The organism is Kribbella sp. NPDC003505 (genome assembly GCF_040610875.1).
GTDB lineage: Bacteria > Actinomycetota > Actinomycetes > Propionibacteriales > Kribbellaceae > Kribbella.
Genome location: NZ_JBEXNA010000003.1, coordinates 334,013 through 356,887, shown reverse-complemented (window position 1 = coordinate 356,887; position 22,875 = coordinate 334,013). Strand labels below are relative to the sequence as shown.

The window sequence follows — 22,875 nt, the reverse complement described above, 5'->3', positions numbered from 1 at the left end:
CCCTGGGAGGTTCGTTCGCATGTGGAAGGCTGCTCTTCTCGTTCTTGCCGGTTCGTTGGTCGCCGTGCTGCCTGCGCAGGCCGCCGCGCCTGGTCCTGTGTACGCGCCGGACAACTCTGTTGCCGATCCCGGCGTACTGCGGTCCGGTGGTGACTTCTACGCCTTCACGACCGGGCCCAAGGGGCGCGTGAGTCGGGGGGACACGGCGAGTGGGCCGTGGCAGAGCGTCGGTGCGGCGCTCGATCTGTCGACGCCGCCGGCTTGGATGGACACCAGCGCCGACGTCTGGGCGCCGGACGCGTGGCAGACGTCCGCGGGATACGTCCTGTACTACTCGGCCGTCGCGAAGAGCTTCGGTGGCCAGCGCTGCATCGGGGTCGCCACGTCGAGCAGTATCGGCGGGCCCTACACGCCGATCGGCGACACCCCGCTCGTCTGCCCGGGAGGGCGGCACGGCGGCGAAGACGCCGTACCCGGCCGGCCGATCGCGGCAGCCGGCGTGATCGACCCGTCCCCGTTCCAGGACACCGAAGGGCGGCGCTTCCTGCTGTACAAGACGCAGCAGGTCCCGTCCTCGTTGCGCATGGTCCGTCTCACCGACGCCGGCCTGCACTGGGCGGGCAGCGACAGCCGCGAACTCCTGCAGCGCGACGGCATCATCGAGAACCCGACGATGGTCCAGCGTGGCTCGCAGTACGTCCTGTTCGCGTCCCGCTACGGCTACGACAACTGCAGCTACGCGACCGTCTGGCTGCGCTCGACGGATCGCTGGAACTTCGCCGGCGCGACCGAGCACTCACTGATGACGTCCTCCGGCACCGGTCTGTGCGGCCCCGGCGGCGCAGACGTCACGCCGTCCCTCGACGGCGGCTGGCGCGTCTTCCTGCACGGCTGGGTCTGCGGCACCGGCACGTCGCCCTGCACCGACAGCCAGATCACCAACGGCGTCGCCCACCGCCGCGCCCTGTACGCCGCGATCCTCAACTGGGCCTCCGACGCGACACCCTCCGTCGGCATGTTCCTCTGACCCGAACGGGAATCCTGATGCGCCGCACAACTCTGATCCTGGCCACCCTGCTCGCCACGCTCGCCGGGACCTCGTCCGTCCCGCCGGCCTCGGCCGCCGCCGCCGTCCAACTGCGCTTCGTCACCGCGAACGTCGACTTCGGCGCACCGGAGACGACGCCCGCCAAGTGGCGGAACCTGATCGCCCCGAACGCGGACATCGTGTTCCTCCAGGAGGCGAAGAACCTCCGCCTCGCCGACTTCGTCGACACCTCCACGTGGATCATCCGGCACGGCACGGTCGCGAACGAGGCCGACTCCGAGGACCGGCTCGGCAGCGCCGTCCTGCTCCGGCGCTCGGTCGTCACCGACCTGACCGACTGGGATCTGGTCAAGGGCGTCGACGCCAGCCCGTGCCCGGACGGCGGGATCATGACGCGCTGGATCGCGAAGCTGAAGGTCAAGCTCACGAACGGCCGCTGGGTGCGGATCGCCTCCCTGCACATGCCGCCGCCGCGCTGCCAGACCGGCGTCGGGAGCCCGTACGACCGGATGTCCGACAGCGTGGTCGACTTCGTCCAGCGGACCGACATGTTCACGGTCCTCGGCGCCGACTGGAACAAGACCGTCGACGACGACCCGAACGGGATCGGCCGTCGCTCCGGGCTCGAGCCCAATGGACCCGACAGCGGTGACCGCATCGACGGCTTCCTGTACTCACCGCAGCTGACCAACTGCTGCATGACGCAGCTCGGCCAGGTGAGCGACGGTCACCAAGCGGTCCAGCTCAAACTCACGGTTTCCGCGCCGTGACCCCGCTCAGAGCCAGGGTGGGAGCGACACCGCGGGAGTGCCGTCCGGAGTGACGACATCGGCGTAAGGACGACCGGACAGGTACGCCGCGAGCTCGGGCAGCGGCCCGCGGACCTCGGGTACGTCGCCGCGCTGCGTGCGGATGTCCTCGCACAGCGCCTCGAGGAAGTCCGGCGGAAGATCGGCGAACGTCACCCCGGTGCCGAGGTCGACCGCGTGGATCAGCACCTCGCGGGACCGCATCCACGGGATCTTCGTCGCCGGGACTGGAACGCCTTGCGCGGTCCGGACCGCGGCCTGCCACTGCACGTCCGTCAGCGTCGCCATCGACGCGTTCAGTCCGGCGGACGACGTGTCGAACCATGACCGCAGTTCGTCGGCGGACCGCGACGTACCGGCCTCGATGTCGGCGTTGCGCACCGCGGCGGACGGGTACATCGGCCGCTCCTCGCCGGTGCGCGCCCACTCGACCAGGTTCCCGAGCGCTTCGGCGTTCAGCGACAGGTGCGCGGCCACGTGCCGCCGCGACCAGCCCGGTAACAGCGACGGGGCATCAAGGTCACCCAGTGCACTCCGGCACAGCGCCGTACCCTCGTCGATCCACTCCAGCACGCGCTTCATCAGGCGAACGTAGCCCACGTCGGCGCGGGTTCTTGCAGCGGTGGGGTCTTGTGGTGAGACTGGCCCGCATGAAGGGGGCCCGCGCATGGTGACGACGATCGGCGTAGTAGGACCGTCGGACCTGGTCACCTCCACCAGCAGGATCATCAAGGGACTGCGTGGCGTCGAGGTGGTCCCGCTGCGGTACCGCCGGGAGACCGACACGCCCAAGGTGATGGCCGACGCACCGGGCAGTGTCGACGCGTGGCTCTTCACCGGTGTCGTCCCGTACCAGATCGCCGCCGCGCAGGACCTCCTGGACCGCCCGGCCGCCCACGTCGAGTACACCGGCGCGACCCTGATGCGCGCCCTGGTGCAACTGCTCCGCGACGGGCAGGACGTGACCTCGCTCAGCATCGACGTCCTCGACGAGGCGGAGGTCCGGGAGACCTTCGACGAGGTCGGGCTCCCGATGCGCGGCGTCCAGGTGCTGCCGTACCGGCCCGGGCTGAGCCTCGACGAGATCGTGGCGTTCCACCAGGAGGCCGGCGCGACCGTCGCGATCACCTGTCTGCGGACGGCGTACGAGAAGCTCCGGACCGAGCAGACCACGCTCCGCCTGGCGCCCTCGGTGCACTCGGTCCGCGCCGCGGTCAACCGGCTGCTTCTCGTCCACGACGCTCTGCGCAGTGACGATGCGCAGATCGCGCTCGGCCTGGTGGAGATCTCCCCGGACGCCGAGGCCGCGCTCCGGCGCGAGGCCGGGTCGCTCGGCGGCAGCGTGATCCGGTACGACGACAAGCGCTGGCTCGTGGTGGCGACCCGCGGACCGCTCGAGCAGGCGACCGCGGCGTTTACCGAGCTCGGCATGCTGACCCGGCTGAAGGAGCAGTTCGGGCCGGTCCGGATCGGGTTCGGCATCGGCGGGTCCGGGACCGAGACCGAGGCCTTGGCCCGCCGCGCGCTGGGCCGGGCGAAGACGGCCGGCCGGACGGCGGCCGTGGTGTCGCTGCGCAACGACATCGATCTCGTGCTGGTCGGCGGCGCGGCGCCGCGGGCCCAGCAGCGCTCGAAGCTGCAACTGCTCGCGCAACGCGCCGGACTCTCGAAGGCCACGCTCGAGCGGCTGCAGGAGCTCGTCCACTCCACCCCGGACGAGGGGCTCACCACGCGCTCGGTGGCCGACTACCTCGGCATCCAGCCGCGGACCGCGCGCCGCGTTCTCAACCGGTTGGAGCGCGCCGGCCTGGCGGACGCCACCGGCACCCAGCTCGGCACCGGCAGCGGCCGGCCGCTCGTGGTTTATCGCGTTCATCTCTGATTATTTCCCAGGCGGTTGACGTACTGACGCACGTCCGGCTAATTTCAGCCATGACCGTAATTCGGTGCGTACTGTCCCGGGAGGCCTTGTGGACAAGCGATTCGCACGGGGATTGATTGCTCTTCTGGTCAGCTGCGCAGGATGGATGAGCGTTTCCGCTCCAGCCGGCGCCATGATTCCGGTCGGGCCCGAAACCCCGACCGTCACCAGCCTCGGTCCGGCGTCCGCCGTGACCTCGACCAGCGTCGCCGAGCAGGTCGGCGACCGGATCTGGACCATCACGTCCGGCGTCTCACCCGTCCAGGTCGGCGCGTTCGACCCGGTCGGCAGGACCGTCGACCGCAAGTTCTCGCTGCCGACCGGCGCCGGGGCCTGGGCGATGACCCACCTCGGCACCGACCTGTACATCGGCCTCTACACCCCCGGCGACCTCTACAAGGTCGACACCACGACCGGCACCGCGACGAAGGTCGCGCAGTTCGGCTCGTTCATCTGGTCGCTGGCCGCCACGCCGGACGGCAAGGTCGTCGCCGGCACCTATCCCGACGGCGGCGTGCACGAGTACGACCCGGCGACCGGCTCCACCAGGACGTACGGCGCCGCCGTAGCCGGTGAGCAGTACGTCCGCAGCATCGCCGCCGACGCGACCACGATCTACGCCGGCGTCGGCACCAAGGCGCACCTGATCGCCATCGATCGCGCGACCGGCGCCAGGCGCGACGTCCTGCCGGCCGCCTACGCGGACCGGACGTTCGTCGCCACGCTGGCGCTCGACGGGACGAAGCTCGCCGCGAGCCTGTCCCCCACCGGCACGATGCTGGTCTACGACACCGCCGACCTGAGCAACCCCGTCGAGGTCCAGACCCCGGGCGGCGACCAGTACATCACCGCGATCACGATCGACGGGCCGGACATCTACCTCGGCACCCGCCCCTCGGGCACCCTCTACCGGTACCGCGACGGCGCGCTGACGCGCCTCGGTTCGCCGTACGACGGGGCGTACTTCAACCGGATCTTCGTCGACGGCGCGAGCAGCACCATACGCGCCGAGCTGACCAGCCAGGTCGTCGACTTCGACGAGGCGAGCGGGAGCTTCACCGGAACCGATCTCGGTCAGGCCGGTCTGCCGCCCGCGCCCGAGCAGGCGATGGCGATCGCCGCCACGCCGACCTCCGTCCTGGTCAGCGGCAAGGCCGGTGTCCAGGTGCACGACCTCGCCACCGGCGGCAGCAGCCGCACCTTCCTGCCCGGCGAAGCGAAGACCATGACCCCGGTCGGGAACAGCGTGTACCTGGGCGTCTACACACTGGCCCGGCTCTGGCAGATGAACCCCGACGGCTCCGGCCTGCACGAGCTCGGCCAGATCGGCAACGAGCAGACCCGCCCGACGGATGCCGCCTACGACGACCGCTCGCGGACCTGGCTGATCTCCACCGAACCCGACTACGGCAAGTACGACGGCACGCTCGTCGAGCAGCATCTGGAAAGCGGCGCACGCGAGGTGCACCGCGGCGTCGTACCGCACCAGTCGGTGCGCTCGGTCACGACCGCGGACGGAATCGCGTACCTCGGCGGCGCGACCCGCAACAGCCTCGGCACCGACCCGATCCTCCCCGAGGCCACCGTCGTGGCCTTCGACCCGCGCCACAACCGGATGCTGTGGGAGAGCGCCGCGCTGCCCGATGCCCAGACGTACAGCGACCTTGTGCTCTATCGCGGCCGCCTCTACGCGACCACCGACGACGGCCGCCTCGCCGTCATCGATCCAGCCACCGGCAAGCTCGTCGGCAGCGCCACGCTCGGCGCCGGCCAGAGCCGGCTGACGATCGCCCGCTCCGGCCTGTACGGCACCGACAACAAGCGCGTCTTCAAGGTCACGCCGAACCCGACGGGCGCTCCGACGGTGAGCACCGTGGTCGACGGGCTGGCCGCGCAGATCTACAGCTACCCGCTCGTCACCACCTCGTCGACGGGTGACGCCCTGTACACGATCAAGGGCCGTGACCTCGTCCGGATCGGCGGACTCCGATGATCATCTCCCGACGTACCGCGCTCGCCGGCGCGCTGGCCACCGGCGCGCTCACCGCTCTCCCTACCACCGCCCACGCGGAGGACAGTCCCATCGACGGATCCACGCTGCCCACCTCCGGTCCCGCGGTCGTCACGGCCGCCGTCGTCGCGATGGCGGTGCACGACGGGCACGCCTACGTCATCAGCCGCGGCATCGTGCCGCCGCGGCTGACCGAGATCGACCTGACCACCCGGCGCGTCACCAGGACGGTCGAGCTGCCGACCGGCGAGGGCGGCTGGGGCATCACCGTTGCCGCAGGCAAGGTGTACGCCGGTCTGTACCCGACCGCCGACGTCTACTGTTTCGACCCGGCCGACGGGTCCGTCGTCCACGTCGGCGCCCTGGCCGGTCCGGGCGGCTTCGTGTGGGACATGACGACGGCGCCGGACGGGCAGGTCTTCGCGGTCAGCTACCCGAACGGCGCGGTCTGGCAGATCGATCCCGCGACGAACGTGCCCACCCGGCTCGGCGCCCCGGTGGCCGGCGCGCAGTACGGCCGGTACGTCGGAGCCGCGGGCAACTACGTGTACGCCGGGATCTACACGCCGGCGCAGCTCGTCGGGTACGACCGCGGTACCGGCGTCTTCCGGGATCTCACACCCGAGGCGTTCCGCGGCCAGACCTTCGGCCCGGTCACCGGCGCCGGCGACCGGCTCTACGTGGGCACCGGCAAGGCCCTGCTGACCATGGCGCTCGACGGCACCGACGTACGGAGCGTGCCGCTGCCCGCGGGCGAGTCGAGCGTCGACGCGATCACCGTCGCCACGGACGGTACGGCGTACCTGACCACCCGGACCTCCGGGACCGTGTGGTCGTGCGGGCCGCACGACACCAGCCTCACCGCGGTCGCGACACCGGCGCCGGCGGACGAGCACCGGCGTCTCGTGATGCTCGATCCGGCCACGCTGCTCGGCTCGACCGGGTCCGGCGTGCTGTGGTGGCTCGACGTCGGAACGGGTGAGTTCGAGCTGCTCGACCTCGTCGACGCCGGATTCACGCCCGCACCCGACAAGCCGCAGTCGATCATCACCGGCGACCCGCACCTGTACGTCGGCGGGCACTGGGTGGTCACCGAGCACGCGATCGACACCGGCGCGACCCGCCGGATCCGGGTCGCCGGCGAGGCCAAGACGCTGACCTGGGTGCAGGGCGAGCTGTACTCCGCCCTGTACCCGAGCACCGAGGTGGTCCGGATCAACCCGCGCACCAAGGAGGTGCACAGCTTCGGGCCGATCGGGCACGAGCAGATCCGTCCCTGGCAGGCGGCGTACGACGCGAAGTCGAAACTGCTCGCGATCGCCTCGGCGCCGGGCACCGGCAAGCTCACCGGCGCCCTCACGCTGCTGGACATCCGGACGGGCGAGCTGGACGTGCACTACGGCGTCCTCCCTGACCAGAGCGTGATGACGGTCGCGGTCGTGGACGGCATCGCCTACCTCGGCGGGGACGTCGTCGGCGGCGGTGGCATCACCCCGACTCGCACCTCGGCGGCGATCGCGGCCTTCGACCTGTGCCGCCGGGAGCTGCTGTGGACCGTCGAGCCACTCGCCGGGGAGCGCTCCCTGCAGAGTGTCGCCGTCCACGACGGCGTCCTGTACGGCGTGCTGAAGCGGACCAGCGGCGCGTGGTTCAGCTACGACCTGCGAACGCGCGCTGTCGTGCGCGGCGCGAACAAGCTCTCCGGCTACGGTCAGATCCACACCGACCGGACCGGCGTCTACTGTGAGACGAACTTCGGCGGGAACCTGTACCAGCTGGGTCCGGGGCTCAGTACGGCGAAGCTGCTCGTGAACAAGCTCGGCGACGGGTGGTACACCGTGCCGCAGCTGACCCCGGTACGCGGCGCCCGGCACAGCGTCTGGGGTCTGTCCGACCGCGATCTCGTCCAACTGCCGTTGCCATAAGCAAAGGATTTGAGTGATGGAGAACAGCCAGCTCGCCCGCGACGGCGGGACGCCGGTGCGCACCGAGCCGCTGCCGTCGGTGATGAACGCCAGCGGCCGGCGCTTCGGCGACGACGAGGTCAAGGCGGTCGAACGGGTGCTGCGCAGCGGCATGCTCTCGGCCACCTGGGGCACCGAGGTGCCCGCGCTCGAGCTCGAGTTCGCGTCCCTGCTCGGCGCCGGGCACGCGGTCGCGTGCAGCTCGGGGACGGCGGCCCTGCACCTCGCGGTGGCCGCGGTGAACCCGGAGCCCGGCGACGAGATCATCACCACGCCGATCAGCGACATGGGCACGGTGTTCCCGATCATGATGCAGAACGCCGTCCCGGTGTTCGCGGACGTCGACCCGATCACCGGGAACCTGACGCCGCAGACCGTGGAGGCCGCGATCACGCCGCGGACCAAGGCCGTGATCGTCGTCCACCTGTTCGGCAAGCCGGCCGCGGTCCGGGAGCTGCGCGAGCTCTGCGACCGGCACGGGATCCTGCTGATCGAGGACTGCGCGCAGGCGTACCTCGCCCCGGTCGGCGACAGCTACGTCGGGCGGATCGGGCACATCGGATGCTTCAGCCTGCAGCAGACCAAGCACATCAGCGCCGGTGACGGCGGGCTGGCGGTGACCGACGACGCGCAGCGGGCCCGCCGGATGCGGCTGTTCGCCGACAAGGGCTGGCCGCGCGACACCGACGAGCGGACCTACCTGTTCCTCGCCCTCAACTACCGGATGACGGAGCTGGTCGCCTCGGTCACCCGTGCCCAGCTGAACCGGCTGCGCGGCGTCGTCCAGGACCGTCGTACGGCGGCGCTCCGGGCGACGGCCGGGATCGCGGACCTCGCCGGCGTCACGCCTCCGACCGACGGGCAGGACCACGTGTACTGGCAGTATCCGCTGATCATCTCCGCGGCGGCGGGTGACCTGCGCGAATGGGCCGCGGCGCTGACCGCCGAGGGTGTGCCCGCGAACGGCGGCTACCTGACCAGCCCGCTGTACGCCGCGCCGGCCGTCCGCGAGCGGATCACGTACGGTCGGTCCGGGTTCCCGCTGCAGGACGTCTCGTACCCGGCCGGCCTGTGCCCGAACGCCGAGGAGCTGATCGAGCGCCGGCTGCTCGTCCTCGGCTGGAACGAGAACTACACCGAGTCCGACGTCGACGACATCGTGGCGGCGATCCGCAAGGTCCACCACGCCCTGGCCCGAAAGGAATCATGACTCCACCAATGCCACGCCTCCGGCGCGGCGGGTCATGGGGCTGTGACTCCCGGCCTTCCCTCGTCGCTCCGGTCGCTTCGCTCCCTCCGCTCCTCAGTCCAGGCCGGGAGGCCCCATGACCGACACCCCCCTGCTGCTCGACTGCGACGTCCTGGTCGGGCACGACGTGACGACGGGCCGCTGGGGGCGGCCCGAGAACGTCGCGAAGGTGTTCACCGACAGCGGGATCTCCGGTGGCGTGGTGGCCGCGCTGCGCGCGGTGCACTTCGATGTACCGTCCGGGAACGACGAGGCCCGGCAGGTTGCTGACGGCAACGGGTGGACGACGTGTCCGGTGCTCGACCTGCGGGACCCGCTCGGCGCGGAGAAGGAGCTCGAGCGGCAGCTGGCGAGCGAGGCGCCGCCGCGGGCGATCCGGCTGGCGCCGACCGCCCAGAGCGTCGAACCGACGTACCCGGCCTTCGGTCACGTCGTGCAGCTGCTGGTGAACGCCGGGCTGACCATCTTCGTCGAGGGCGACGTCCGCAAGGTCGGGCCGGCGCTGCGCGGGCTCGGCGCCCGCGTCGTGTTCCTCGACACGCACTTCTACTACCTCGGCGACTTCGTGCTGCTGGCCCGCGCCGAGCCCGGGTTCCACACCTCGACCCGGATGCTGACCGGGCCGGACTCGCTGGAGATCGTGGCCGCGGAGGTCGGCGCCGAGCGGCTCGTGCTCGGCTGCCGGACGCCGTTCCACGAGACCCGCTCGGTGATCCGCCGGCTGCTGTCGTCCAAACTCGGCGCCGACGAGATCGCCCAGGCCGGAAGCCGCAGCCTCACGACCCTGCTGGAGCCCGCATGCTGATCGACGTCCACGCGCACTGGGGACCGTGGTTCTTCTCGATGGACGTGGCGAGTATCGACACCAACATCGACGGACTCGACCGGTTCGGCATCGACCTCCAGCTGGTCTCCGCGATCGAGGCGATCGTGTACGACGCCCCGCTCGGCAACCGCTCGCTCGCCGCGCAACTGCCGGCCGACCCGCGGCTGCGCGGGATGGTCGTCGTCGACCCGCGCCGCCTGGACGAGGCCCGGACCGATCTCGACGAGCTGCTCGCCGGCGACGGGCGGACCCGGTGGGTCGGCGCGAAGATCCACAGCGAGTACAGCCGGACGCCGATCAGCTCCCCCGCGATGCAGGCGGCGATCGAGCTGACCACGGAGTACGGGCTGCCGACGCTGGTGCACACCTGGGGCGACACCGTCGTCGATCTCGCCGACGTCGCCGTCCGGGTGCCGGGGGCGCGGCTGCTCGCCGGCCACATGGGCGCGAACGGCTGGCCCCGGGTGCCCGAGGCCGCGGACCGCTCGGACCGGATCTGGTTCGAGCCCTGCTGGTCGGCGCCCGAGGCGAACCGGATCCGCTGGATCCTGGACCGGATCGGCCCCGGCCGGATGATGTTCGGCACCGACGCGACCCTGATCGACCCGTCCGTCGCGCTCGGCGCGTTGGAAGCCGCTGACCTCACTCCCGAAGAACACGAGGCCATCACGCACCGCAACGCAACCGAGCTGTTCGCCCTCTGACAGCTGCATCTGGACAGTACGTATACGCCTACTACCCGGACCGGCACGCCGGGCTTCAGCCGGCCAGGCCCGCCAGTGGGCGTATACGTACTGTCCAGATGCGCCTCAGGGGGCTACGAAGACGACGATGTCGGTTTCGGGGCCGCGGGGCTCGGGGGCCCGCCAGCCGACGTGGCGGTAGAAGGCCAGGGCGTCGTGGTTCTGGCTCCAGGCCAGCAGCCAGGCGCGGTCCCGCTCGCGGGTGACCGACTCGAGCAGACGGCGGGCCAGGCCCGTGCCGCGGGCGTGCTGGAGCACTCCTAGCTCGTCCACCTCGAAGGCGCCGATCAGCAGCTCGTCCACCTGCTCGGCGCCGAGCCGGTCCAGGACACTGCCGTACGACCGGTCGGTGCGGAACGGCGCCGGCGTCGTCCAGCCGGTGACGAACCCGGCGATCCGCCCGTCCGCGGACCGCTCGACCCACGCCCGGAACCCGTCCCGCTCCGCGTCGGACTCGAGCCGCTTGCCGAATGCGGCCCCGGTCTCCCCCGGATCGCGGTGCCCGAACGGTGGCGCGGTGAACACCTCGACGTACGCCGTGGTGAGCTCGTCCGCGGTCTCCAGGATGTCCCGCCCATACGTCTGCACCGCTCCAACCTACTGATGGAGCGGTGCGTCCTGCGGGGACCGCGTCAGCTGGTCGTCGCGGCCGCCGACTCGAGATCCGCGGGCGCGCTCCGCGCGACCGCCGGCGGTGTGCCGGTGGTCATCGAGCCCGGCGCCGCCGCGATCGTCTCCAGCTCGTCGCGGAACTGCGGGAGCATCCAGCGCAGCGGCTGGTCGAGAACGCGGGCGATGGCGGCCTCGTCGACCTTCAGCAGCGCGCCGATCCGGGCGAGCGCGTCCGGCTCGTCGGTGGCGGCGTACAGCAGGTGGACGACCTCGTGCCGGTGCGCGAACACGGCGAGGGCCGCGGCTGCCAGGCCGGCGTCGATTTCGGGCGGACTGGTGATTTCCCCGTTGACTGTCACGACACCAACAACCCGTCGGGGCCCTGATCGGTTACGTCCGGGCTTGACAGTTGACTAATACTCAACAGCCGTCAGCTGGGCAGCCAGGAGACTTTGCCGAGCAGATACGTGGCGCCGATGAGCGCGGCGGTGTCGATCAGGGTGTGCGCGACCACGAGCGGCATCACGCGGCCCCAGCGCCGGTACAGGTAGGTGAAGATCACGCCCATGATCACGTTCCCCGCGAACCCGCCGAGCCCCTGGTAGAGGTGGTACGAGCCGCGCACCAGTGCGCTGGTCGCGGTCGCCCGGCGCACCGACCAGCCGAGCTGGTCCAGGCGGTGGTTCAGATAGCCGAGCACGATGACTTCCTCGAGGACGGCGTTCTGCGCGGAGACCGCGACCAGGATCGGGATCCGCCACCAGTAGTCCGGCAGCTGCGACGGGTCGACGGTCAGGTTCGCGCCGGTCGCGTGTGCACCGATGTAGAACAACAGCCCCGCTCCACCGACGGCGGCCGCGATCGTCGTCCCCCGGCCGAGGTCGCGCAGCCGGTCACGTAGGTCGAACCCGATCGTCCGGAACGACTCCCGGCCCCGCGCCAGGAAATGCCCGACCAGCGCCACCGGCACCAGGGCGGTCACCACCGCGAACACCTGCCACGCGAGATCCAGCCACGGCCGCCCGGGAGCCCGCGAGCCGACGATGACCGCCGTCTGCCCGCTGATCGGCTTCTCCGACGTCAGCACACCGGCGAACGAGATGATCGCCGCCACCCCGGAGGCGCCGAGGGACAGCGCCAGCACGAGCCAGATCTCCTTCGTCAGCACCGACCGGGTGATGGCGGCCGGCTCGACAGGTGCTGCGGGTCCCGGAGTCGCGGCGGACGCCCCGGACGCCGCCGAAGCTGCGGCTGGTGGACTGGCGAGCTCCGCCGGAGGGTCCTGGTCGTCGGCGGCACTCGTCATGGGTCAACTATCGCGCGCGGGTCCAGCCAGCAGGCTGAGCAGGTGGTCGAAGAGGTCGCCGGGGTCGGTGGACAGCTCGTACTGGGTCTGGATCTGGAGGCCGTCGGACAGGGCGATCAGCAGCGTTGCGATCGCGTCCGGATCGGCGGACGGGTTGAACGTGCCGGCCGACTGGCGGGCCCGGACCGCGTCGGCGAGGGCCTCGCGAATCCCGGCGTACCGCTCGACGAAGTACTCGTGCGAGCTGTGGTCGGGGTCGCCGGCCTCGGCGGAGAACGTCGAGTACAGCTGCACGAGCCCCGGCACCGACCGGTTGTGCCGGACGATCGCGGTCAGGTTGTCGATCGGATCGGCGGTCCCGAACCGGCTCAGGTCCGCCTCGTCCCGGGCCCGGAGCACCGCCTCGAAGAGCTGCTCCTTCGAGCCGAAGTAGTGCAGCATCCCGGCCTCGCTGAGCCCGGCCTCGGCGGCCAGTTCGCGCGTCGACGTCTTCCGGTAGCCGTGCCGCGCGATCACCTCCAGCGCCGCCCGCAGGATCTCGGCGCGCTTGGCCACACCCTTCGCATACGGACCCCGGGAAGTCGCCATGGCCAAAACCTAGCATCACTTGGTTTTCGCACGTAGCATCGGCGCCATGAACGTCGACGACCTGCTCGGCCGCCTCTCCCTGGAGGAGAAGGTCCGGATCCTGACCGGCCAGGACTTCTGGTCCACGCACGCGCTGCCCGCGATCGGGCTGCGCTCGATGGTGCTGTCCGACGGCCCGAGCGGCGTCCGCGGTGCGGTCTGGGACGAGCGCGACCCCTCGCTGAACCTCCCGTCCGCCACCGCGCTCTCGTCCTCCTGGGACCTCGGCATCGCGCATCGGTACGGCGTGGTGTCGGCGCTCGAGGCCCGGCGGAAGCACGTCGACGTCGTGCTCGGCCCGACGATCAACCTGCACCGTTCCCCGCTCGGCGGCCGGCATTTCGAGGCCTTCAGCGAGGACCCGGTGCTGACCGCGGACCTCGCCGCGGCGTATGTCGCCGGCGTGCAGGAGCTCGGCGTCGGCGCCACCCCGAAGCACTACGTGGCCAACGACTTCGAGACCGACCGCTTCACCGCCAACGTCGTGGTCGACGAGCGCACGCTGCGCGAGGTGTACCTGCTGGCCTTCGAGAAGGCGGTCACACAGTCGAAGGCGTGGCTGGTGATGAGCGCCTACAACTCGATCAACGGCGCCACCGCGTCGGAGAACGAACTGCTCGAGACCCCGCTCAACACCGACTGGGGATTCGACGGTGTCGTCGTCAGCGACTGGACGGCGGTCCGGAGCGTGGAGAGCGCCAAGCACTCGCAGGACCTCGCGATGCCGGGGCCGGTCGGCGCCTGGGGCGACGCACTCGTCGACGCCGTCCGGTCCGGCGAGGTCGAACAGGTCGCGATCGACCGCAAGGTCCGCCGGATCCTCGCGCTCGCGGCCCGCGTCGGCGCCCTCGAAGGCTTCGAGAAGCCGGCCGATCCGCCGCAGATCGACGGCGTGGCCTTCGCCCGTACGGCGGCCGCGGAAGGCACCGTCCTGCTCCGCAACGAAGGCGCGCTGCCCTGGAGCGACGTCCGCAAGCTCGCGGTCATCGGCCACAACGCCCGGGACGCCCGGACTCAGGGCGGCGGTAGCGCGACCGTGATCCCGGAGCAGGTCGTCTCCCCGCTCGACGGCCTCCGCGCTGCTCTCCCCGACGCCGAGATCACCTATTCGATCGGCGCGATCGTCCAGGAAGGCGTCGCCGAGCTGCCGCCGGCGACCATGACCAACCCGGAATCGGGTCAGCAGGGCGCCCGTGTGCGGTTCCTCGGCGGAGACGGTGCCGAGTTGTTCGCGGAGGACCGGTTCTCCAGCGCACTCGTCTACCTCGGCGGCGACGCACCGGTCGTCGAAACCACGACGTTCGAGTTCCGCACCACCTGGACCCCGGCGGAGTCCGGCGCCGTCCGGCTCGGCTTCGCGTCGGTCGGCCACGGCCGGATCTTTGCTGATGGCAAGCTTCTCCGCGAGGACACCGCGGTGCCGGTCGGCAACGACCTCGGCGCCGCGATCCTGTCGCCGCCGTCGATCTCGACACCGCTCGACGTGACTGCCGGGACGCCGGTCGACGTGCGCGTCGAGCTCGACCTGCACACGGCCGAGGGCGGTCTGGGCAACGCGCTCAGCATCACGGTCGGCGTCGAGCCGGCCGACGACGACCCGCAGGCCCTGATCGACGAGGCGGTCGCGGCGGCGCGCGCGGCGGACGTCGCACTCGTTGTCGTCGGCACCAACTCGAAGGTCGAGTCCGAGGGGTACGACCGGACCTCGCTCGCCCTCCCCGGTCACCAGGACGACCTCGTCCGCGCGGTGGCGGCGGCGAACCCGCGCACGGTCGTGGTCGTGAACGCGGGCTCGCCCGTCCTGCTCCCCTGGCGCGACGACGTCGCCGCGGTGCTGGCGACGTACTTCGGTGGTCAGCAGTACGGCGACGCGCTCGCCGACGTTCTGCTCGGCCGCGTCGAGCCGGGAGGTCGCCTTCCGACCACCTGGCCGCGGACGCAGGAGGACGTCCCGGTCATCGACGTGACTCCGAAGGACGGTGTCGTCCGGTACGACGAGGGCGTCCACATCGGGTACCGCGCGTGGCTGAAGGCCGGGGCCGAGCCGGCGTACGAGTTCGGGCACGGGCTCGGCTACACCACCTGGGAGCTCTCCGAGCTGCGGGCGAACGACCCGTCGTCCGTGGCGCTGACCGTGCGCAACACCGGCGACCGCGCCGGCAAGCACGTGGTCCAGGTGTACGTCGAGCGTCCGGAAAGCGCCGTCGACCGGCCGGTGCGCTGGCTGGCCGGGTTCGCCGTCGTCCGCCTCGAGGCGGGTCAGGCCCGCGAGATCACGGTGCTCCTCCACGAGCACACCTTCGAGCACTGGGCTGTCACCGACCAGGGGTCGGGCTGGACGACCGAGCCCGGTGCCTTCACGATCCGAGCCGGCTCGTCGGTTTCGGACCTCCCGCTCTCCACGGAGCTCGAGATCCGTTAGCTGCCCGGCTGCACGAGCTTCATCGGGGCTCGGGGCGGTTCGACGCCGGTCGCCGGACGACCCGGCGGCCGGTGTCGGACTGCCAGTACAGGACCGATCGGCCCGAGCGGCGGCGTTCCAGCAGCCCGGCATCGGTCAGGACACGCAGGTGATCGGACACGGTGGCGAGCGACAGCCCGGTGGTCGCCACCAGCACGGTGGTGCTCACCGGTTCGGCCGCCTCGACGAGAAGGCGGGCGCGGTTGCGGCCGAGGAGCTGGACCAGCGGTTCGTCGGGAGTCGTCGTGGCCGCGAAGATCCCCGTCACCGGATACGTCAGCGCGAACCGGTCCGGCAGCCGCCAGCTCACGTTGACCTTCTGGGTGTGCGCGGCGATGAACATCAGGTCCCGCCCGCGTACGTCGGTCACCGGGTAATCCCAGCGGTTGACCTGAATCCGCCCGTCGCCCAGCCACCGCACGTCGGGGCCGAGTCCGCGCAGCACACCGGACCACCCCTGCTCGCTGAGACGCGACGTCCGCGACACGACGTCGGCCTGCAGCACCCGCAACCGCCGCGGCCAGTCGGGCTCGACCGTCTCCTTCCACACCCAGCGCAGCAACTCCGCGGCCGCCGCGGCAAGCCCGGACGCCTCGCTCAGCAGGTCCGGCACCGGCGTCCGTACGACGCTGAGATCGGCGCGGATGCGGTCGTCGTCGAGCGATGTCAGGTACTCGAGCTCTTCCTCGAGCGTGAGATCGGGCTCGAGCGGCGGAACGGTCAGGAAATCCGCGACCCAGCTCCGCCCGAACGCGCTGTCCACGAGCGCCGCCCACACCGGATCGGCGGCCACCGCAGCCTGGAACGCGGCGCTGTGCGTCTGTTTCCACGGCCGGAACCACGGCTCGACCGGCGCCCGCAGCAGCTTCAGCGCGGACACCGTCTCGGTGAGCTGCGACGTGCCGAACCGCGCGTTCACCAGCGTGTCGGCATCGACCAGGAACTCGGACAACGTTTCGCCTCCACCCGAAACTGTAGGTGACGCGGGGCCGCCGGTCGATGCTGCCGGGCATGGGCACCTACCGGGCGATCTTCGCCAACCCCGAGTTCCGGAACCTGTGGATCAGCAGCGCGCTGGGCAACGCGTCCTCGACCATGACCAGCCTGACGCTGGCGATCCTGGTCGACGCCGCGAGCGGCTCCGCGCTGCTCGCGGCGGCAGTCATGTTCGGGCCGTCGCTCGCCCAGGTCCTCGGTGTCTCCACGCTGATGTCCGCCGCGGACACCGCACGGCCCCGCCAGGTGCTGACGCTGCTCGCGGTGCTCTCGACCGTCGCGGTCGCCGTCCAGGCCGCGGCCGATCTGTCCGCCGGCCTCCGGCTCGTCCTGTCGCTCGCGGTCGCCTACGGGCTCTCGATCGGCGCCGGCGTTCGCTGGGGTCTGCTCGGCGAGGTGGTGTCGCCGGACGAGTTCGTGCTCGGCCGGTCGGCGATGAACCTGTCGGTCGGTGCGATGCAGATCGCGGGCTTCGGCGTCGCGGGCGTTCTCCTGCAGGCGGTCGGCCCGTCGACGGTGCTCTGGATCGCGACCGGATGCGCGGCGCTCGCCGTACCGGTCATCCGCTTCGGTCTGCACGACCGCGCGCCGCGCCGGGTCGCGCGCACCGGCCTCGCCGAGACGTGGCGCGGCAACCGTACGCTGCTCGCCCAGCGCCGTACTCGTCCGCTGCTGCTCGCACTCACGCTCCCGAACGGCCTCATCGTCGGCTGCGAAGCCCTGTTCGTCCCGTACGCCGGTTCGCGCGCGGGTTGGCTGCTGGCTGCCGGAGCCGCCGGCATGATGACCGGTGACCTCGTCGTCGGCCGCTGTCTCAGCTCGCGGCGGCGTCGCAGCGTGGCGCACTGGCTGCGCTTCCTGCTCGCCGTACCGTTCATCGGCTTCGCGTTCGATCTCCCGCTCGCGGTGCTCTGCGTCCTGGTCGCGGTCGGCAGCAGCGGGTACTCCGCATCGCTTGCACAGCAGGAGATCCTCGTCGACCTCACGCCGCCCGAGCTGCGTGGTCAGGTCCTCGGGCTGGAGTCCGCGCTCCGGATGACGACGTTCGGCGTGACGGCGATCCTGGCCGGCGCGCTCGCCGATCTCACGGCAGCTGCGCCGGTGATGACAGCCTTCGCGGTCGCGTCCCTGCTGGTCTCCGTCGTCCTGAGTAGACCGCTGGCCCGGATAGGCTCGCCGCATGGAAGTGGTCGGGCTGCGGAAGGTCTCGAAACGGTACGGGCGTCGGGAGATCCTCGCTGACGTCGACCTGGGCCTCGACGCCGGTGAACTGCTGGCCCTGGTCGGTGCGAACGGCTCGGGCAAGTCGACGGTACTGCGGCTGATGGTCGGCCTGTCGCAGCCGTCCGCCGGGACGGTGCAGCGCAACGCCCGCGTCGTCGGCTACGTGCCCGACGTGTTCGCTTCCCACGATCGCCTGTCGGCGTCGGCGTACCTGCGGCACATGGGCCGGATCCGCGGACTCAGCACGAGAGCGGCGCGCGACCGGTCGCTCGAACTGCTCGACCGGCTCGCGCTCGCGGGCGGTGCGGACACCCCGATGCGGAAGCTGTCGAAAGGCAACGCGCAGAAGGTCGCACTGGCGCAGGCGCTGCTCGATCCGCCGCAGCTGCTCGTCCTCGACGAGCCTTGGGCCGGACTCGACGCCACCGCCCACTCCACGCTGCGCGAGCTCCTCACCGAGGCCGCCGAGCAGGGCGCCGCGGTCGCGTTCACCGAGCACTCCGCCGACGTCGTCCGTTCGACCGCGACCCGGGTCTGCGAGCTCGATCGCGGCCGGTTGACCACCGTGCACCGGCCGGCCGATCTCACCGAACTCCACCTGATCCCCGGCGCCGGCCTCGACTGGGATCACCACCCGGACGTGCTCGACGTACGGCGTACCGATGCCGGCGTCGTCCTGCTGCTGCCGACCGGCCGTCACGACGCGGCCCTGCTCACCGCGCTGAACCACGGCTGGTCGGTCGTCACCGTACGGCAGGTGAAACCCGAGTGAGCGCGCTCTACCGCTACCTGCTGACCAGCGTGCTGCTCTCCCAGCGGTACCTGCCGCCGACGCTGATCTTCCTCGCCGCGATGGCCGTCGGTACGACGTCCGACAACGGGCCGCTGCAGTCGTCGTACGCGTTCTGCGTGCTCGCCATGCTCGTCTGCACCACGTGGCTCGCCGTCAGCGTTGTGAACCACGAGGATCCGACGCAGCGCAAGATCACCGTCGTGACGGTCGGAAGCTCGCTGCGCGTCCTGACCACCACGGTCGCCGTCGTCGTCACCTGGTGCGTCCCGCTGCTGGTGATCGGTCTCGTCTACCCGATCGTCACCGGCAAGCACACCGTCACCGCCGCGGACCTCGCCGTCGGCGCCGCGGCGCAGCTCGGTGCGGCGATGACCGGGATCGCGATCGGCCTGCTCTGCTCGCGTCTCGTCGTCGCGCGGATCGGCGTCGCGATGCTGACCGCGGCAGCCGCGATCCTCGCCGTCCTGCTGGTCCGCTGGATCTCGCCGATCCGCCCGATCATGACCGTGCTGTCCGACGAGAAGCCCGCCGGCGCCAACGCCGTACCGCTGACGCTGCTCGCCGTCGTCTCGGCAATCCTGCTGGCGGCCGCCGTGCTCGCGACGAAGGTGCTCGCCGACCGGAAGGAATGATCAGGACGCCGCGACCGACGACAGCCCGTACGGAACCGCCGAGCCGCGGATGATCAGCGTTGTCGCGAGCTCGACATGGTGCGACGCGACCGGCTCCCCCGCCGCCAGCTGCAGCGCGGTGCGGACCGCGACCGCGCCGATCTCGCGCAGCGGCTGTTTCACGGTGGTCAACTGCGGCGAGGCGTGCCGCGCGACCTGGGTGTCGTCGAACCCGACCACGCTCAGGTCGTCCGGGATCCGCAGTCCCCGCGCCCGCGCCGCCTCCATCACCCCGACCGCGATCTCGTCGCAGCCGGCGAAGATCGCCGTCGGCGGGTTCGGCAGCTCGAGCATCGTCGACGCGCCGGCCAGGCCGTCGTCGTACAGGAAGTTGCTCAACCAGATGTACTCCTTCGGCACCTCGGCGCCGGCGGCGTCCATCGCGCTGCGGAACCCGCTGATCCGCGCCTGGTTGCAGGCCGATGTCGGCGGGCCGCCGATGTACGCGATCCGCCGGTGCCCGAGATCGAGCAGGTACTGCGCCGCGGACATCCCGCCGGCGAAGTTCGTCGAGCCGACGCTCGTGATGTCGGGCTGGGGTACGTCGGCCGGGTCGATGATCACCAACGGCAGCCGCGCCCGGGACAGCGCGGCCAGGTCGGCGTCGGACAGCTCGCTGGTGATCCCGACCGCGGCCCGGCGGCCGGACGCGATCAGGTCCCGCACCCAGGGCGCCGCGCGGCCCGCGGAATGCCGGCTCGGATGCGGCGGCCGGGAGCTGAGCACGACCTCGACCCCGGCCGCTGCGGCCGCGTCGAGGACGCCCTGGATCACCTCGACCGAGTAGCTGTTCAGCACGCCCTGGTAGAAGAGCTCGACGGTGTCGTGCTCGACCGGCTCGGGGCGGCGCCCGACGTACCCGTGCTTCTCGAGGACCTCCTGGACCCGTGCGCGGGTCGCCGACGACACGTCGCTGCGCCCGTTCAGCACCTTGGAGACCGTGGCGACCGAGACCCCGGCCGACCCGGCCACGGTGGCCAGGGTGACGCGCCCCTTCAACCGCGACATCTCATCACCCTCCTCCAGGGTCCTCGCTGATCGTCACCGGGGTGGTCAGCACCCGGTCGTGCCCGACTACCCTCACATCCCCGGTGATCCGCAGCATCGCACGACACGGCAGGTCGAGCGACGACGTGCCCACCATCACTTCGACGTCACCCGGCTCGACGATCCGCCGCAGGCCGGGATCCGTGTACGCCGTGCGGTCGGCGTGCACGCCGAACGTGACATCGGCCGCCTGTCCGGGCGCGAGCGACACCCGGGCGAACCCGGTGAGCAGCTTCAACGGCCGGGCGACCCGGGCGACGACGTCGCGCAGGTACAGCTGCACGACCTCGTCGCCGGCCCGGTCGCCCGTGTTCGTCACCCGTACCGTGGCGGTGAACTCGCCGTCGCTGCCGATCTCCGGCACGCTCAACCGGAGATCGGCGACCGTGAAGTCCGTGTACGACGCGCCGTACCCGAACGGATAGAGCGGCCTCGTCTCGAGCCCGCTGATGCCGGCGCTCTCGACGCTCCCGAGCGCCGGCTGCAGGTACGTGCCGGGCTGCCCGCCGACGTGCCGCGGGATCTGCACCGGCAGCTTCCCGCTCGGCACGATCCGCCCGCTCAGCACACCCGCGATCGCCGCGCCGCCTTCCTGCCCCGGGATGAACGCCTGCACCAGCGCCGCCGCGCGATCGGCGTACTCGCCGAGCGCATACGGCCGCCCGGACACCACCACGAGCACGACCGGCTTGCCGGTCTCCAGCAACGCGTCGAGCAGCTCACCTTGGACCCCGGGCAGCCGAAGGTCCTCGGCGTCGCATCCCTCCCCGGAGGTCCCGTGCCCGAACAGACCCGACAGATCGCCGACGAACGCCACCGTCAGCTCACTGTCCTCGGCCAGCGCGACAGCTTCCGCGAACCCGGAACGATCCGCGCCGGTCACGTCACAGCCCTTGGCGTACGACACAGTCGGCAGCTCGTTGCGCAGGGCATCCAACGGCGTGGTGATGGTGATCCCGAGGCCCCGCTCGGGGTATCGCGGCAGCACGTGGTTCGGGAACGCGTAGCAGCCCATCAGCGTGCGCGCGTCGTCGGCGCACGGTCCCACGACCGCGACCTTGGTAGGGGCGGCGATCGGAAGCACCGAACCCGCTTCGAGCAGAACGACCGATTTCTCGGCCAGCTCGGCGGCGACGGCCCGGTTCGCGTCCGAGTCCAGGTCGACGCCCTCGGCCCGGACCGAGCGCTCCGGGGTCCAGTCCTCGTCCAGGAGGCCGAGTTGCACCTTCTGCAGCAGCACGCGGCGCGCCGCGCGGTCGACCAGGTCCTCGGAGACCTCGCCGACCTTCACCTTCTCCAGCAGGCCGGCGTACCCGATCGTGTCCGGGAGTTCGACATCTGTGCCGGCCGTCAGCGCCAGCGCGCCGGCGGCGTCGTTGTCCGCGGCCACCCGGTGCATCGACGCGAGGAACGGCACCGCCCAGTAGTCCGAGACGACCGTCCCCTCGAAACCCCAGTCGTTGCGCAGGACGTCGGTGAACAGCCACGGGTCCGCGCTCGCGGGCAGGCCGTCGAGGTCGGAGTACGAGCTCATCACCGACCCGGCGCCGGCCGTCGCGATCGCGGTCTCGAACGTCGGCAGGATGATGTCCAGCAGCTCCCGGCGTCCCATCGACACCGGCCCGTGGTTCCGCCCGGCCCGCGAGGCGGAGTAGCCGGCGAAGTGCTTCAGCGTCGCGACGACACCGCCGCTCTGCAGGCCCCGCACGTACGCCGAACCCAGCATCGCCACCAGGTAAGGATCCTCGCCCATCGTCTCCTCGACGCGCCCCCACCGGTAGTCGCGCACGACGTCCAGCACCGGCGACAGTCCCTGGTGCACGCCGACCGCGGCCATGTCCCGCCCGATCGCCGCCGCCATCCGCTCGACCAGCGCCGGGTCGAACGTGGCGCCCCAGGCGATCGACGCCGGGTAGACCGTCGCGCCGTACGTCGTGAACCCGGTGAGGCACTCCTCGTGGACGATCGCGGGCACGCCGAGCCGTGAGCCCTTCAGCACCACCTCGTGCTGCCGGATCACCTCGGCGACGCCCTGCTCGACCGTCTGCGGGTAACTGCCCCAGACGCGGGTCAGATGGCCGAGGCCCTCGCGACTGGCGTCTTCCAGCGACAGCGAGCCGCCGACCGAGAACACGTCCTCCATCGGCGCGACGTTGATCGTCTCGTCCTCGGGCAGCTCGGTGTCGGCCATGTCGTTGCCGGCCCAGCGACTGCCGAGCTGCGCGATCTTCTCCTCCAGAGTCATCGCCGCCAGCAGCAGGTCCGCCCGCTCCGCGGCCGGCCGCGCCGGGTCGCGCCAGGGCCGCTCAGTGTCGATGGACAAGAAAATCTCCCTTGATGAACGTTCGTTTCGGTGAGCAATTATCGAAAACTTTTCGATACTCTCCGTTCGATCCGGCGAGTGCACTCCGGTCGCTGAATCGCCTGCGTAACAGGGGATTGCGTGACCTTACTGTGACCCCAAACTGGGGTTAGTTCAAGTCTTGACAGCACTATCTCCGAAATCTATGTTTCGAAAACAAGTCATATCGGCAGGTGCTTCCGCAACCTGTGGGGGCAGCACGGAC

The 22,875-nt window shown here is 71.1% G+C and carries 20 protein-coding genes; 12 read left to right on the top strand and 8 right to left on the bottom strand.

The genetic code is table 11. The annotated features are described in order from the left end of the window. Positions 1-19: 19 nt before the first annotated feature. Positions 20-1,027 (top strand): glycoside hydrolase family 43 protein, encoded by a 1,008-nt coding sequence (locus ABZX12_RS10770; protein ID WP_355691918.1) that lies wholly within the window; start codon positions 20-22, stop codon positions 1,025-1,027. Between the two features lie 17 nt (positions 1,028-1,044). After that, the gene (locus ABZX12_RS10765; RefSeq protein ID WP_355691916.1) at positions 1,045-1,818 is read left to right on the top strand and encodes a hypothetical protein; all 774 of its coding nucleotides are present in this window, start codon (positions 1,045-1,047) and stop codon (positions 1,816-1,818) included. Positions 1,819-1,824: 6 nt separating this feature from the next. Here the strand turns inward: ABZX12_RS10765 and ABZX12_RS10760 are convergent, their stop codons facing one another. Then, positions 1,825-2,439 (bottom strand): maleylpyruvate isomerase family mycothiol-dependent enzyme, encoded by a 615-nt coding sequence (locus ABZX12_RS10760; protein ID WP_355691915.1) that lies wholly within the window; start codon positions 2,437-2,439, stop codon positions 1,825-1,827. A gap of 85 nt (positions 2,440-2,524) precedes the next feature. Here ABZX12_RS10760 and ABZX12_RS10755 point away from each other — a divergent pair, with 85 nt between their 5' ends. From ABZX12_RS10755 to ABZX12_RS10730, 6 genes are all read left to right on the top strand, one after another. Further along, a complete protein-coding gene (locus tag ABZX12_RS10755) occupies positions 2,525-3,739 on the top strand; it encodes a helix-turn-helix domain-containing protein (RefSeq protein ID WP_355691913.1) in 1,215 nt (404 codons plus the stop codon). Between the two features lie 145 nt (positions 3,740-3,884). Continuing rightward, positions 3,885-5,771, top strand: coding sequence for a PQQ-binding-like beta-propeller repeat protein (locus tag ABZX12_RS10750; RefSeq protein WP_355691911.1), 1,887 nt, complete (start codon positions 3,885-3,887; stop codon positions 5,769-5,771). After that, on the top strand, positions 5,768-7,714 hold the full coding sequence (locus ABZX12_RS10745; RefSeq protein ID WP_355691909.1) for a hypothetical protein: 1,947 nt from the start codon (positions 5,768-5,770) through the stop codon (positions 7,712-7,714). Before ABZX12_RS10750 ends, ABZX12_RS10745 begins: the two co-directional genes overlap by 4 nt. A 16-nt stretch (positions 7,715-7,730) precedes the next feature. Beyond that, positions 7,731-8,963, top strand: a complete 1,233-nt coding sequence (locus tag ABZX12_RS10740) for a DegT/DnrJ/EryC1/StrS family aminotransferase (RefSeq protein ID WP_355691907.1) — start codon at positions 7,731-7,733, stop codon at positions 8,961-8,963. A 115-nt stretch (positions 8,964-9,078) separates the two neighbouring features. Continuing rightward, entirely contained in the window at positions 9,079-9,807 is a 729-nt protein-coding gene (locus tag ABZX12_RS10735; protein WP_355691905.1) for a hypothetical protein, read from the top strand. Next, a complete protein-coding gene (locus ABZX12_RS10730) occupies positions 9,801-10,532 on the top strand; it encodes an amidohydrolase family protein (RefSeq protein ID WP_355691903.1) in 732 nt (243 codons plus the stop codon). The genes ABZX12_RS10735 and ABZX12_RS10730 overlap by 7 nt, the downstream gene beginning before the upstream one ends. A 105-nt stretch (positions 10,533-10,637) precedes the next feature. Here ABZX12_RS10730 and ABZX12_RS10725 read toward each other — a convergent pair whose 3' ends face one another. The 4 genes from ABZX12_RS10725 to ABZX12_RS10710 form a co-directional block, all read right to left on the bottom strand. Beyond that, positions 10,638-11,159 carry a GNAT family N-acetyltransferase gene (locus ABZX12_RS10725; protein WP_355691901.1) on the bottom strand — a complete coding sequence of 174 codons (522 nt, stop codon included), beginning with the start codon at positions 11,157-11,159 and terminating at the stop codon, positions 10,638-10,640. 44 nt (positions 11,160-11,203) lie between these two features. Next, entirely contained in the window at positions 11,204-11,542 is a 339-nt protein-coding gene (locus ABZX12_RS10720) for a hypothetical protein (protein ID WP_355691899.1), read from the bottom strand. Between the two features lie 71 nt (positions 11,543-11,613). Then, positions 11,614-12,489 (bottom strand): type II CAAX endopeptidase family protein, encoded by an 876-nt coding sequence (locus ABZX12_RS10715; RefSeq protein ID WP_355691897.1) that lies wholly within the window; start codon positions 12,487-12,489, stop codon positions 11,614-11,616. Between the two features lie 3 nt (positions 12,490-12,492). Continuing rightward, a complete protein-coding gene (locus ABZX12_RS10710; RefSeq protein ID WP_355691895.1) occupies positions 12,493-13,077 on the bottom strand; it encodes a TetR/AcrR family transcriptional regulator in 585 nt (194 codons plus the stop codon). A gap of 46 nt (positions 13,078-13,123) precedes the next feature. Between ABZX12_RS10710 and ABZX12_RS10705 the strand changes: the two genes are divergently transcribed. After that, positions 13,124-15,538, top strand: coding sequence for a glycoside hydrolase family 3 C-terminal domain-containing protein (locus tag ABZX12_RS10705; RefSeq protein WP_355691893.1), 2,415 nt, complete (start codon positions 13,124-13,126; stop codon positions 15,536-15,538). A gap of 19 nt (positions 15,539-15,557) precedes the next feature. Here ABZX12_RS10705 and ABZX12_RS10700 read toward each other — a convergent pair whose 3' ends face one another. After that, on the bottom strand, positions 15,558-16,529 hold the full coding sequence (locus tag ABZX12_RS10700) for a helix-turn-helix domain-containing protein (protein WP_355691892.1): 972 nt from the start codon (positions 16,527-16,529) through the stop codon (positions 15,558-15,560). A 59-nt stretch (positions 16,530-16,588) separates the two neighbouring features. Here ABZX12_RS10700 and ABZX12_RS10695 point away from each other — a divergent pair, with 59 nt between their 5' ends. The 3 genes from ABZX12_RS10695 to ABZX12_RS10685 are packed head-to-tail and all read left to right on the top strand — an operon-like array spanning position 16,589 to position 19,222. Further along, positions 16,589-17,815, top strand: coding sequence for a hypothetical protein (locus tag ABZX12_RS10695; protein ID WP_355691890.1), 1,227 nt, complete (start codon positions 16,589-16,591; stop codon positions 17,813-17,815). After that, positions 17,754-18,569, top strand: a complete 816-nt coding sequence (locus ABZX12_RS10690; protein ID WP_355691888.1) for an ABC transporter ATP-binding protein — start codon at positions 17,754-17,756, stop codon at positions 18,567-18,569. The genes ABZX12_RS10695 and ABZX12_RS10690 overlap by 62 nt, the downstream gene beginning before the upstream one ends. Further along, positions 18,566-19,222: a hypothetical protein gene (locus ABZX12_RS10685; RefSeq protein ID WP_355691886.1), complete on the top strand. Its 657-nt coding sequence runs from the start codon at positions 18,566-18,568 to the stop codon at positions 19,220-19,222. The genes ABZX12_RS10690 and ABZX12_RS10685 overlap by 4 nt, the downstream gene beginning before the upstream one ends. Here ABZX12_RS10685 and ABZX12_RS10680 read toward each other — a convergent pair whose 3' ends face one another. Together ABZX12_RS10680 and ABZX12_RS10675 are read right to left on the bottom strand one after the other, a co-directional pair. After that, positions 19,223-20,269 (bottom strand): LacI family DNA-binding transcriptional regulator, encoded by a 1,047-nt coding sequence (locus ABZX12_RS10680; RefSeq protein WP_355691884.1) that lies wholly within the window; start codon positions 20,267-20,269, stop codon positions 19,223-19,225. It abuts the gene before it with no gap. A 4-nt stretch (positions 20,270-20,273) separates the two neighbouring features. Beyond that, on the bottom strand, positions 20,274-22,631 hold the full coding sequence (locus tag ABZX12_RS10675) for a glycoside hydrolase family 3 N-terminal domain-containing protein (protein ID WP_355691882.1): 2,358 nt from the start codon (positions 22,629-22,631) through the stop codon (positions 20,274-20,276). Between the last annotated feature and the right edge of the window lie 244 nt (positions 22,632-22,875).

Bases quoted from the DNA above. Each gene is read 5' to 3' on its own strand.
- ABZX12_RS10770 (WP_355691918.1), top strand. From the start codon at position 20: ATGTGGAAGGCTGCTCTTCTCGTTCTTGCCGGTTCGTTGGTCGCCGTG.
- ABZX12_RS10730 (WP_355691903.1), top strand. From the start codon at position 9,801: ATGCTGATCGACGTCCACGCGCACTGGGGACCGTGGTTCTTCTCGATG.
- ABZX12_RS10740 (WP_355691907.1), top strand. From the start codon at position 7,731: ATGGAGAACAGCCAGCTCGCCCGCGACGGCGGGACGCCGGTGCGCACC.
- ABZX12_RS10710 (WP_355691895.1), bottom strand. From the start codon at position 13,077: ATGGCGACTTCCCGGGGTCCGTATGCGAAGGGTGTGGCCAAGCGCGCC.
- ABZX12_RS10705 (WP_355691893.1), top strand. From the start codon at position 13,124: ATGAACGTCGACGACCTGCTCGGCCGCCTCTCCCTGGAGGAGAAGGTC.
- ABZX12_RS10735 (WP_355691905.1), top strand. From the start codon at position 9,079: ATGACCGACACCCCCCTGCTGCTCGACTGCGACGTCCTGGTCGGGCAC.
- ABZX12_RS10760 (WP_355691915.1), bottom strand. From the start codon at position 2,439: ATGAAGCGCGTGCTGGAGTGGATCGACGAGGGTACGGCGCTGTGCCGG.
- ABZX12_RS10680 (WP_355691884.1), bottom strand. From the start codon at position 20,269: ATGTCGCGGTTGAAGGGGCGCGTCACCCTGGCCACCGTGGCCGGGTCG.
- ABZX12_RS10745 (WP_355691909.1), top strand. From the start codon at position 5,768: ATGATCATCTCCCGACGTACCGCGCTCGCCGGCGCGCTGGCCACCGGC.
- ABZX12_RS10755 (WP_355691913.1), top strand. From the start codon at position 2,525: ATGGTGACGACGATCGGCGTAGTAGGACCGTCGGACCTGGTCACCTCC.
- ABZX12_RS10715 (WP_355691897.1), bottom strand. From the start codon at position 12,489: ATGACGAGTGCCGCCGACGACCAGGACCCTCCGGCGGAGCTCGCCAGT.
- ABZX12_RS10695 (WP_355691890.1), top strand. From the start codon at position 16,589: ATGGGCACCTACCGGGCGATCTTCGCCAACCCCGAGTTCCGGAACCTG.
- ABZX12_RS10690 (WP_355691888.1), top strand. From the start codon at position 17,754: ATGGAAGTGGTCGGGCTGCGGAAGGTCTCGAAACGGTACGGGCGTCGG.
- ABZX12_RS10765 (WP_355691916.1), top strand. From the start codon at position 1,045: ATGCGCCGCACAACTCTGATCCTGGCCACCCTGCTCGCCACGCTCGCC.
- ABZX12_RS10750 (WP_355691911.1), top strand. From the start codon at position 3,885: ATGAGCGTTTCCGCTCCAGCCGGCGCCATGATTCCGGTCGGGCCCGAA.